Here is an 11,537-nt window from a genome sequence, read left to right on the forward strand (position 1 = left end):
CTGGTTCTCGGCTACGCCCGAACTGACAGGAGCGACGGCCTTTTGTCAGTTCGGGCGTAGCCGAGAACCACATCACCTCAGCTCCAGCTTCACCATCTCCGTCTCGGCCGAATCAGGCCCTGTCATGATCTCGTATATTCCTTTTTCGGCCTGCAGCTTCAGGTCGGAATAGTAATACGACAGATCAGAAACATCTAACGTAAAGCTCACTTTCACGGTTTCTCCTTTCCGGATAAACACCTTTTTAAAATCTTTCAGCTCTTTGACCGGCCGGGTCACGCTTCCTTCCACATCACGGATATACAGCTGCACGATCTCCTCGCCGTCATAATCTCCCGTATTGGAAACATTGACCGTTACCGTTACCGGTTCTTTCGCCGTGATAACCGCACGGTCTGTCACAGGGGCTGAATACCGGAACGTGGTATAGCTCAGCCCGTACCCGAAAGGATACAGCGGGGTATTCGGGGCATCGAGGTAGTTCGACCTGAATTTCTCAAAGCCCGGGTTGCCGCTGTGAGGCCGGCCGGTATTTTTCATCGCGTAATAAAGCGGTATCTGGCCTTCGTTCCGGGGGAAAGTCACCGGTAATTTACCCGAAGGATTGACCTTGCCGTAAAGCACATCGGCTACGGCATTTCCGGCCTCACTGCCTGCAAACCAGATATTGAGCAGGGCATCCACGTTATCGTTCTCCCAGGTCAGGGTGAGGGGTCTGCCTGTAAACAGCACCAGCACTACCGGCTTCCCGGTGGCCACCAGCGCTTTCAGCAGCTCAACCTGGTTATCCGGAATGTTGATTTGAGTGCGGCTCGAGGCCTCCCCGGTCATCTCGGCAGATTCTCCCAGGGCGGCAACAATCACATCAGCCTTCCGGGCCACGGCCACAGCCTCATCCAGCATTTCCCGGTCTGAACGGCTATCCCTGCCTGTGGTTTTCCCGAAAAGCGCCGCGTTGGCGTCCATCTGCGGATCAGAATAAATGTTGGCTCCCCGGGCAGTAAAAATCTCAGCCTTTGCCGGGCCGTTCCTTAAACCCTCCAGCAGGGTAACGCTGTTGTTGCGGTCTTCCGATACGGCCCAGGTACCGCCCATGTTCTCCTTATTGTTGACCAACGGGCCTATCACCGCCACCTTCTGGTTCGGCTTAAGCGGCAAAACACGATTCTTGTTTTTTAACAGTACAAACGATTTTGCAGCGGCTTCACGGGCAAAAGCACGGGTCTTTTCGGTGTAGATCCGGCTTGCCGCACGCTCTTCACTGCAATATTTAAACGGATCTTTAAAGAGTCCCAGGTCATATTTGGCCGCAAGAACCCGCCGGCAGGCAGCATCAATTTCCGCCACCGTCACTTTGCCTTCCTTCACTGATTTCCCCAGGGTATTCAGGTACCCCTCGCCTACCATATCCATATCGGTGCCGGCACGGATAGCTTTGGCCGATACCGCCTGCAGGTCGCCCAGGCCGTGCGCAATCATCTCGTTTACACCGGTATAATCTGAGACCGTGAGGCCTTTGAAGCCCCATTCCTTACGAAGCAGGTCGGTCAGGAGCCAACGGTTCGCCGTAGCCGGGATACCGTCAATTTCATTAAAAGAGGCCATCACCGAGCCTGCCCCCGCATCAATCGCCGCCTTATAGGGGGGCAGGTATTCATTGTACATGCGTATCCGGCTCATGTCTGTGGTATTGTAATCCCGGCCGCCTTCAGAAGCTCCGTACAGGGCAAAGTGCTTAACGCAGGCCATCATGGTACTGTTCTCTTTAAATGAGCCGTCGCCCTGGTATCCGCGCACCATGGCCGCCCCGATCTTAGCGCCCAGGTAGGGGTCTTCTCCCGACGACTCTGCGATCCGCCCCCAGCGGGGATCCCGGCAAATATCGACCATGGGAGAAAAAGTCCATGCAATACCGTCTGCCGTGGCCTCCTCAGCCGCAATGGCAGCTGACCTTTCTATCAGGTTCATGTCCCATGAAGCCGCCAGTCCCAGCGGAACCGGGAAGACCGTGCGGTAGCCGTGAATCACATCCATGCCAAACAAAAGCGGTATTTTAAGCCGGCTCTGCATGGCCAGCTCCTGTGCCCTGCGCACCTTTGCGGGGCCTGAAAGGCTGAAAATTCCGCCTACCTGCCCGGAACGGATCTTCTTTTCCACATCTGTACTTACCGCAGAACCCGTAGTAGCTTCTCCTCCGGTGACCAGGTTAAGCTGGCCTATCTTTTCTTCCAGGGTCATCTTACGCATCAGGTCGTTGATAAACTTGTCTTTATCCTGCCCGAATACCAGGACCGGAACGGCAAACCATAATAAAACTGCTAATTTTTTCATAACAGAACTGTTGATTAATACGGGAAATATAGCAAAAACCTTTTGACAAAAAAATGACCCCGTAAACAGGAAATCTACCGCCTGCGCTCCAATTAAAAGGGTACAATGGGATAACTCCCGCTTTTTTTGTAGGTTTGTGCCAAAATATATCGATTTCAATGGCCTTCAGCAAAAGGTTTGGAGAACTGGTAAAATTTATAATTATTGTTTTTCTTATATTCCTGAAAAATATTCTTCAGGATTATCTTTACCAGATCTGGGACGTCGCCACATGGGAACCTTCCCGAAACGGGCTTTTCCTGGCTTCTTTTGAAACCTTCGACTGGCTTTTGTTCTGGATCTTCTTCCGGAAATCACTCGATTCTCTCTGGAAGATCCTCCTGATGTTCGTTATTACCGTGGTTTTCACCACCATTCCCGACTTTATCCAGCGCCCGCTGATACCCCTGGATTACGACAACCTGGTTGTCAAATCGCTGCTGTATTTCGTACCTTTCCTGATCTTCCTGTTTCTCAAACGCTCTCCGGCGCAGATCTTTCTGCCGGTGATGATGGCTTTTATTCCGCTGGTTAACATGGAAATAGCCAACGGCTTCAGCGGGAACCTCTCTTTACTGAAGACCTTTTTTAACAAGGATTTCTGGCTGGTGGAGCTCGACGGGAAAGTTTACCTCGACACAGGCCTTGCCCTGGTAAAAGCCTTGTTCTGGGCAGGGTTTGCCATCCTGTTTTTCGAGATCAGCCACCAGTTTTTTGCTCTCAGGTCATGGCGGCTTACCGTGGAGATGCCCCTTAAAAAAGCCTGCCTGCTGCTGGTTTTCATTGTATTCAAAACCCTCATATACTGGTTTGTGGGCTCGCTCATCATTGCGCTCCTGGGCAATAACACGCTCCCGCTCTTTACCAACAAGGTCGGGCTGTTCCTGAATACGGTGGGTTTCCTGGGTTATCTCATGATCTGCACACTCTATTTCAGGAAATACATGACCATGTATTTTTACGATAAATGCGGGCATTCCAACTGGCTTTATCCTTTCTTTTTCCTGCCTTTTGCCGATGTGGCAGCCATGGCCATCCTGCTGATCCTGCCTCCGCGGCATATCAAAACCTTTTTTGAAGCGGGGTATACCAAAGAGCGCCTGGTGCTGCTGGTGTGCTTCCTGCTGACAGGGTATGCTGTAGTTGAGCTGGTAACGGGCATCCTGAAAATACCCGCGTCGCAATCGGAAATACGCAATGCCCTCTTTACGGCCCAGGTGCTCATCCCCGTACTCTCGGCCGTTGGTATTGCCCTTTCACTGAAAAGTAAAACCGCCTACCGTGTTCTGCTGACCTTCCTGATCCTGATGCTGCCGGTATATTATTTTTATATTCTTACTCCCCAGGTAGAAAATTCGCTCAAAATAGAGAAGCTGGTGGGTATGGTGTCGGTTTACCTCAATACCGGCCTGCTGGTGGCCTTCCTCTACCCGGTGCTCAACTTTAAATCGTTTCTGAAGCTGAGCTGAACAGCCGTTTCCCGAAAAAAACCTCCCGTTCCTGTAACCTTTTCCCTTATCCGGAGTTTTAACAGGAGAAGGCCGCATGCTGCGGTTTAATACCAAAAAAATGGTCTTTCATCACATTTCAAAACCGTATACCGGTATAAAAAATAATTTTGTCTGAGCGGGATACAATATCAACCTAAATTTATAGTTAATCATTCAAAACCGTAATAAACTATTGATGCATATATGAAAAAAATTTTGCTATTACTTATTATTTCATTCCCGGCTCTTTCCCAGAGCTACACCCTTAAAGGCTCATTGGTAGACACCACAGGTGCTCCGCTTGAATTTGCCACGATGTTCCTGCTTAACCCTTCTGACTCCACCATGCTTACCTTTGGCCGGACAGACGGCGAAGGCAGATTTGAATTCAAAGGCGTAAAAAAGGCAGATGTGGTATTGCAGGCCACCTTTGTGGGGTACCTTCCCTACAAGCAGCTGGTCAAATATGATCCGGCCGTGACATCGCGTGACCTGGGGGCCATTCGTATGAAGCCCATTGACCAGGAGCTGTACGAGGTGGTCATCAAAACCGCTAAAGCCCCCATGTCTTTTAAAGGCGATACCGTAGAGTATGACGCCAGTAAATTCAAGGTGCCGCCGGGGTCAACGGTAGAAGACCTGCTGCGAAGATTGCCCGGTTTCCAGGTAGACGGCGACGGTAACATTAAAGCCCAGGGCGAAAATATCACCAAGGTACTGGTAGGCGGTAAACGGTTTTTCGGAAGCGATCCGAAAGCGGCTACCAAAAACCTCCCGTCTGAAGCCATCAGCAAGGTCCAGGTATTCAATGACGCCACGGAGCAGTCTAAGGTAACCGGTGTAAGCGACGGTACCACGGAAAAAACACTGAACCTCGAACTCAAAGACGAATTCAAAAAAGGGGCTTTCGGAAAGCTCACGGCCGGGGCAGGTACGGAAGACCGGATACTGGCCAAAGGGAACTACAACCGCTTTGACGACAAAAACCAGCTCTCCATCATCGGCTTCGGAAACAATATCAACCAGTCTGGGCTTTCGAACGACGACTATCAGGATTTCCGGGGCAGCCAGTCGTACAACTGGGGCGACAACGTAGACTTTGGCTTTGACTCGGGCGGCTATATCGTTATCTTCGGGGATGACAATAACGGGGAAAGCCTGAGCATACCTACCTCCTGGGGGCCTGACCGGGGTAAAAGCCAGAACATTGCCGGCGGGTTGAACTACAATTACGACACCAAAAAGAATAAAATAAGCTCCAACTATTTCTACAACAGAACCGCGCAGCAGCTGCAGCAGGAACAGTACAGAAATATATTCCTGCCCGGTACCCAGTACAACATCCGCAGCCAGGAAAGATACGAAAATACCATCGGCAACCACCGGGGAAGCCTGCGGTATGAACGCGAGCTCGATTCGCTCCGTACCCTTATCGGTTATGTGAACGGGCGCCTGGCCGATCGCGACCAGTTTTCGGATGTAAAACAGCAGTATTTCAACCTGTCAAACGAGCATTTCCGTAACCAGAACCCATTTTCTACCGGTGACGGATTCACTGCCAACCTCGAAAGCTCGGTACTCTTCAGGAACAAGTTTAAGAAAAAAGGCCGCTCTTTCCTGTTATCAGGCACGTATACGTTCAACAACAACAATACCGATGCCTTGCAGCGGTCTGATATCCAGGAGCTGATTGTAGGCGGAGAAAGCTTCCCTATTACCGACTCTTCTGCGGTCAACATCAACCAGCTGGCTCTGGGAATCAGCAGGGCCTCGGTGCTGAAATCGAGCGCCATGTACGTGGAGCCAATAGGGAAAAAGCTTACCTGGGATATCTTTGCCAACATCAGCCAGACCCTGCAAAGCATTGACCGTGATGTGTTCAGTCCGCCCGTAGAAACCGGTGCCAACCGGAACGACCGGCTGAGCGTGTTCTATGACAATACCATCAATTACAAAAGGCTCGGGTCTTCTATGCGGTACGCCAATAAGGGTACCTTTGCCATGCTGGGCCTGGCGGCGCAGGGCATCAGCCTTGACGGACAGGTGCTGAACGACCGCGGCGGGTCGGAGCGTTCATCGATCGCCAGCCGTTACCCGGCCCTGCTGCCGATAGCTACTTTCCGGTACAGCTTCTCCAACACCTCGCGTATTCATATTTCAGCAGATATTAAAGAATCGGCTCCAACCATTAACCAGCTGCAGCCGTTCACCGATAACGCTAACCCGATGTTCCTGACCAGCGGTAACCCGGATCTGAAGCCATCGCGCACCAGCACGGTCAACGCCTTCTACAATGTATATGATCCGGCTACATTCTTCAGCATCTGGACCAGCGTTTTCTACCGGTCTTTCCGCGATAAAATAGTGTACAACCGGCAGATCAGCGAAGACCTCATTACCTTCTCCTCTCCTGAAAACATCAGGGATGGCGGCGATTCTTTCAGCGGTAACATCGGCGTGGGCTTCCCGATAAAAAAGAACAAGGTAATGGCTGATGTGGGCATTAACGGCGGTATTTCAAACACCCCGCTTTACATCAACGAGATCCTGAATAACAATAATTCCAAATACGTGGGAGCCAATCTCTCGCTGAATGTTACACCGGTTTCCTGGCTGTCGTGGTTCCTTTCGGGAAACATCTGGAACAACTATACCGAATATTCGATTTTCAAGCAGCAGAACCAGACCTACAAACGGCAGACGCTGAGCTCTGACCTGAATATCCAGTTGCCGAACAAGTTCTTTATCACTTCGCGTTTCAACTATTCGCACCAGGTTAACGAGCGGATCAACTTCGATCAGTACCTGCCTATCCTGGGACTGAACGTTTATAAAATCTTCGGGAAGAAGAACCAGCACGAGATCAGGCTTACCGGCAACGACCTCTTCAACCGGAACGTCGGCATAAACCAGTCGGCTTCCAGCAACGAAGTTTCCTATACCAATACCGTTACGCTGTCGAGGTACATCATGCTGAGCTACTCTTTCAACATGCGGGGAATGAAAACAGAAATTAAAAGAAACAGGTGGGAATAAACAGGGAAGCAAAATTTTCAGAGGCGTAAAATTTTACGCCTCTGCCCCCGAATTACAGAAAAGGTGCAATATATTGCGCCTCTACACCTAAAAATATTTTATATCAATGAAAAAACTACTGGTTGCATTTTTAATGATCACTACGGGCCTGCAGGCGCAAAAGACGGCTGGAACCATCCGGTACGACTACGGGCAGGACTGGCTCAAATATATCGAGAAAAACAAGTTCATGAACAATGAGCAAAAGCAGCGGGCCCTCCAGACCTGGAAAAACGACGAAGTATACAAAACCGGAACCCAGCTGACCTTCAACAACGAGGGGTCTTACTACGGTACGGCTGCTGATGAGCGCGGCAACTCCTGGCAGAAAACCGAATACTGGGTCAGGCGTGATTTTACGGGCAATAAAGTATTGGAAACCCAAATGATCGCCGGCAAGGTATATATTGTGGAAGATTCACTCTACACTTTCCCCTGGAAGATCAAAAGTGAGATCAAAGAAATAGCCGGCCATATCTGTATGCTGGCTACCACCTACGATTCCCTGAGAAACTACATGGTGGAAGCCTGGTTCACTACGGATATCCCCCTGAGCATAGGCCCGGAAGAGTTTATGGGCTTACCCGGCGCCATTCTCGAAGTAAACATCAATGACGGGGTGGTGGTGCTTACCGCCACATCGGTAAAGCTGAATGAAAACGAGGTCCTGCCTCCGCTACCGAAAAAAGTAAAAGGAAAACGTTATAGCCGGAAAGAGTACCAGACGGCAGTAGCCAAATACATAAAAGATATGGAAGAGGCCCGGCAGATGCCGTGGGGGCTCAGGTATTGATAGTTCCGGGTTCTGACCGGGTTCCGGGTGCAGCAGCTGCTGAAACTCGGAACCCGGTAGCTGGAACTTATTCCCTCTTTTTGGCTAAATACATATAAAACAACGACCCTTCCGTGTCCGCCATATAATTCCAAATCACGGGATTCGCCGGGTTGGTAACCGTCTTAAACGGGTCCCGGGTAAGTACATCCTTATGCTTGATCCGCTTCAGATCTTCACCCAGCTCCCTGAATTTTGCATTGTCAGACTCCAGCAGTACAGCATCAAGGTGGGTACGGTAGCTCAGGTTGGCATATCCTGTCTTAAACATCGACATCCCGGTTTCAAACGTAAAATGGGCCAGACCCGCCACCAGGAAATACACCACCATTGCCCAGCGGGTTACTCCCCTCTTCTCTTCAATCACCAGCCGGATAGCCAGCAGCATCAAAATAAAAAAAGCAGGCATGGAAACCCGGCCGGGGAAGTCCATCCCGTTGCCCTGCTGGAAAAAAGGCAGGGGGATCAGCACCAGCACCGATATCCAGTAAAGGGGTTCATTGCGGTATTTGGGGAGCAGGATAAGCGCTACAATGCCCCACGACAACAGCATAAAAGCCACGAAAACCTTCACACCTGAAAACGGGATATATTGAAATTTATGGCCCGCCTGATTACTTTGCAGGTAGAGATAGGTCAGCAGTACCACCGCAGCAGCCCCGAAGATATTCTGAAAGCTGATATACGAACGGATAAACTCGCCTGCATCCCTGAACTTCCCGTAATCACGGAACATAAAATACAGGATAAACGGGAAAAAGCCCACAAAGCAGAACGGGCTGAGAAACAGCGCAAAGCTGTATATAAAAAACATATTCCTGGCCGATGCCCCGTTCAGGATCAGGAGCATAACGGGCCAGGCCGTCAGCGACTGGTTAAAGATCCAGTATACCGACCCCAGGTTGCTGTTGGCATACAGGCGCATGCCTGCCCAAAGGTAATAGCCTTCCGTTCCGAATTTATCCAGGGGATATTTGATGAGCGCCCCGATAAAAAACAGGGTTCCCCAGGCAAAAAACATCAGCAAAACACTCCACGAGAACCGGTTCAGGTATTTGCCGGTCTGGTACAAAACGATCAGGCAACCCAGCACGGTCCAGAAATACAGGAAAAACCGGCCGGCGGCAAGCCCGAAAAACTTACCAAACAGGGCGGCCGGGAGGTAATAGCCCAGGTAATAGGTCATGATGGTCTGCTTGCCGTTCAGGAAATGCCCCTCGAAACCCTGCACCTTATACATGACAGGCCACTCCAGGTTAACCAGGTCATTGAACAGGGCGTTCCGGTAGGGGAAATCCTCGTTCTGGTAAGTGTAAGACCCTATCCCGGAGAAAAAAACAATCACCGCCACAACGATCACACTCCAGAAAACCATTTTCCGGCTAAGCCTCACAAACTGCATGGGTTCTATCAGCCGGCAGGCCAGCACCAGGCTTACGGTAACCGTACCGGCAAAAGCGGCAGCGGCAATCCAGTTCAGCCACAACAATGCAAAGAGGATGAAAGGCAATCCTATATAAAAATAGGTCAGGCGGGTCATCCATAAATCAATTGCAGATCTCATATATCTTCTTCTTTTTCGCTGTCAACGGCAGGAATCTCTATTTTTGCCCTGCCGGGCAACATTTCCAGTTCCCAGTTCATGCTGGAAGCCATCTGTTTCATCATCAGCTGCAGCTGGTTGGCCGCAATGGCCGGCAATTCGCTGTTTTCAGCTTTTACCTTGATCATACCTTTTGCTTCCGATAAAATGGCCGTATATTCTTCCTGCTTCATGGGATTAACGAAGCCCTGGTTAATATCATAAAACTTATAATCGGTATCTATGGAAAGCACCTCTGCCGGGGCAAATTCTTCAATCACCAGGCGGCGGTTGTCAGGGAGCCGGCTAAACCGCATCTTAGCAAAATCATACCCTACAGAAACTTTAGCCTTAACAATGATCAACGCCTTATTGGTTGTTTTGAAAAGTCCCCAGAAATCTTTTTTTGAATTGTGATCGTAAATCTCTGTAAAATACCCTTCTGCCAGCACTACTTTAAACACCTGTTCGATTTTCTCCAGGAGGATGTTCGCCTCTACCCGTATGCTCTCCTGCTTGTTGCCTTTCAGCTTTTTCCCGTAGACCCAGTTGAAAACCTGCCAGGCCGCTATAGTACCTACTCCCAAGGCAATTACGAAAATTCCGAAGTCCATCATAGGATTTACGTATATAATTAATACAAACTTATATAATTTTGTTGGAAAATGCGGAAGAATTGAAAGGTAATCTAGTAGTTATAGTGGGGCCCACGGCCGTAGGAAAGACCGATCTCTGCATTCGTCTGGCCCAATACTTTGATGCTGAAGTGATCTCTTCTGACTCCCGGCAGCTTTACCGGGAAATGCAGATCGGCACAGCCAAACCCACGCTCCGGGAAATGCACGACGTACGGCATCATTTTATCAACTCACATTCCGTACAGGATCTTTACAGCGCCGGTGACTTCGAACGGGATGTGGACCGTTTGCTTGGGGAATACTTTCAAAAAAAAGAAATAGCCATCCTTGCCGGTGGCACCGGGCTGTTTGTGCGTGCCGTAACCCACGGTTTAGACAACATGCCCTCCGCCCCCGAAGCACTGCGGGCAGAACTGATGCAGCGCCTGGCAAACGAAGGCCTGGAGGCCCTGCAAAAAGAACTGACTGCCCTTGATCCGGCTGCCGGCCGGGAGATCGACCTCCAAAACCCGCAACGGGTGGTACGGGCACTGGAAGTATGCCTGAGTACAGGAAAGCCTTTTTCTGAATTTTGGGTAAAAAGTGCAAAAAACCATGATTACAAGCTGATCAAAATTGGCCTGGAAAGACCGCGCGAAGAATTGTATGACCGGATTAACCGCCGGGTAGATCTCATGCTGGAGCAGGGTCTGGTAGAAGAAGTACGGTCACTTATGCCCTTCGAAAATAAAAATGCCCTTCAGACCGTGGGATATAAGGAGGTCTTCGGCTACCTGCGGGGAGAATACGATCGCGCTGCCATGACCGAACTCCTGAAAAGAAATACCCGCCGCTACGCCAAACGGCAGATGACCTGGTTTAAGAACCAGGATACCTTTGAATGGTTTCATCCCGAAGATGAGGCGGGAATTATAAAATACATTATAGAAAACAGCCGGGCAGACAATTAAAAAGCCTTCCCGGTTATATGCCGGGAAGGCTTTATCTAAGGGAGCCGGTTACTTTTTCGTTCCTTCAAATGAATTGTTCTCTACCGTTAATGTAACTCCCTTAACCGCGCCGGACTCATCTCTCTTAAATTCAAGAGTACCACCATAATCCTTCAGAGAAAATGTGTCCTTTTTATCTGTTGCAACCAGTTCAGATTGCCCTGTTTCTGTTTTCCCGATCAAAACATCGCCGCTCTTCTCCACTTTCAGATTTTTAATGGGAGAACTCTCTGCAAACTGGTACTCACCCACATAATCATCATTAACTACCACCATTACAGATGATCTTTTTTCCGGTTGCGTCGTGACTTCTGCAAAAACGGCAGTTCCCATCACTAACAACGCCATTAAAACTGATACTCTTTTCATGATATTAAAAGTTTAAATGAACAATTAGTTTTCAGGAAGAAAACGACATACAAAATACTGATATTGAACCTATTGCATTAAAATTACCTTAACACGGAATTAAATTCAACTTAAAAAGACAGGAATACAGCCACTCCGCCACGCAGGATATTAATCACCAAATAATACACATAAATCACTTATAATCAATAA

The 11,537-nt window shown here is 49.5% G+C and carries 8 protein-coding genes; 4 read left to right on the top strand and 4 right to left on the bottom strand.

The features are described from left to right. Positions 1–72 precede the first annotated feature (72 nt). On the bottom strand, positions 73–2,331 hold the full coding sequence (bglX, locus tag AB2U10_RS03380; RefSeq protein ID WP_367914184.1) for a beta-glucosidase BglX: 2,259 nt from the start codon (positions 2,329–2,331) through the stop codon (positions 73–75). Positions 2,332–2,489: 158 nt separating this feature from the next. Between bglX and AB2U10_RS03385 the strand changes: the two genes are divergently transcribed. From AB2U10_RS03385 to AB2U10_RS03395, 3 genes are all read left to right on the top strand, one after another. Continuing rightward, positions 2,490–3,839 (top strand): hypothetical protein, encoded by a 1,350-nt coding sequence (locus AB2U10_RS03385; protein WP_367914185.1) that lies wholly within the window; start codon positions 2,490–2,492, stop codon positions 3,837–3,839. A 225-nt stretch (positions 3,840–4,064) separates the two neighbouring features. Beyond that, on the top strand, positions 4,065–6,896 hold the full coding sequence (locus tag AB2U10_RS03390; protein WP_367914186.1) for an outer membrane beta-barrel protein: 2,832 nt from the start codon (positions 4,065–4,067) through the stop codon (positions 6,894–6,896). Positions 6,897–7,002: 106 nt separating this feature from the next. Continuing rightward, on the top strand, positions 7,003–7,728 hold the full coding sequence (locus AB2U10_RS03395; RefSeq protein WP_367914187.1) for a GLPGLI family protein: 726 nt from the start codon (positions 7,003–7,005) through the stop codon (positions 7,726–7,728). Between the two features lie 67 nt (positions 7,729–7,795). On the opposite strand, the gene AB2U10_RS03400 is transcribed toward AB2U10_RS03395, so the two are convergent. Further along, positions 7,796–9,331 (bottom strand): hypothetical protein, encoded by a 1,536-nt coding sequence (locus AB2U10_RS03400; protein WP_367914188.1) that lies wholly within the window; start codon positions 9,329–9,331, stop codon positions 7,796–7,798. After that, positions 9,328–9,966 carry a DUF4230 domain-containing protein gene (locus AB2U10_RS03405; RefSeq protein ID WP_367914189.1) on the bottom strand — a complete coding sequence of 213 codons (639 nt, stop codon included), beginning with the start codon at positions 9,964–9,966 and terminating at the stop codon, positions 9,328–9,330. Before AB2U10_RS03405 ends, AB2U10_RS03400 begins: the two co-directional genes overlap by 4 nt. A 59-nt stretch (positions 9,967–10,025) precedes the next feature. Here AB2U10_RS03405 and miaA point away from each other — a divergent pair, with 59 nt between their 5' ends. After that, on the top strand, positions 10,026–10,937 hold the full coding sequence (gene miaA / locus AB2U10_RS03410; protein WP_367914190.1) for a tRNA (adenosine(37)-N6)-dimethylallyltransferase MiaA: 912 nt from the start codon (positions 10,026–10,028) through the stop codon (positions 10,935–10,937). A gap of 48 nt (positions 10,938–10,985) precedes the next feature. Here miaA and AB2U10_RS03415 read toward each other — a convergent pair whose 3' ends face one another. Further along, positions 10,986–11,345, bottom strand: a complete 360-nt coding sequence (locus AB2U10_RS03415) for a hypothetical protein (RefSeq protein ID WP_367914191.1) — start codon at positions 11,343–11,345, stop codon at positions 10,986–10,988. Positions 11,346–11,537: the final 192 nt, after the last annotated feature.

It is taken from the genome of Leadbetterella sp. DM7 (assembly GCF_040829825.2).
Classification (GTDB): domain Bacteria; phylum Bacteroidota; class Bacteroidia; order Cytophagales; family Spirosomataceae; genus Leadbetterella.

What these genes read in the sequence shown, in the direction of transcription:
- bglX (WP_367914184.1), bottom strand. Translation starts at nt 2,331, where the DNA reads ATGAAAAAATTAGCAGTTTTATTATGGTTTGCCGTTCCGGTCCTGGTA.
- AB2U10_RS03385 (WP_367914185.1), top strand. Translation starts at nt 2,490, where the DNA reads ATGGCCTTCAGCAAAAGGTTTGGAGAACTGGTAAAATTTATAATTATT.
- AB2U10_RS03405 (WP_367914189.1), bottom strand. Translation starts at nt 9,966, where the DNA reads ATGATGGACTTCGGAATTTTCGTAATTGCCTTGGGAGTAGGTACTATA.
- AB2U10_RS03395 (WP_367914187.1), top strand. Translation starts at nt 7,003, where the DNA reads ATGAAAAAACTACTGGTTGCATTTTTAATGATCACTACGGGCCTGCAG.
- AB2U10_RS03400 (WP_367914188.1), bottom strand. Translation starts at nt 9,331, where the DNA reads ATGAGATCTGCAATTGATTTATGGATGACCCGCCTGACCTATTTTTAT.
- AB2U10_RS03415 (WP_367914191.1), bottom strand. Translation starts at nt 11,345, where the DNA reads ATGAAAAGAGTATCAGTTTTAATGGCGTTGTTAGTGATGGGAACTGCC.
- AB2U10_RS03390 (WP_367914186.1), top strand. Translation starts at nt 4,065, where the DNA reads ATGAAAAAAATTTTGCTATTACTTATTATTTCATTCCCGGCTCTTTCC.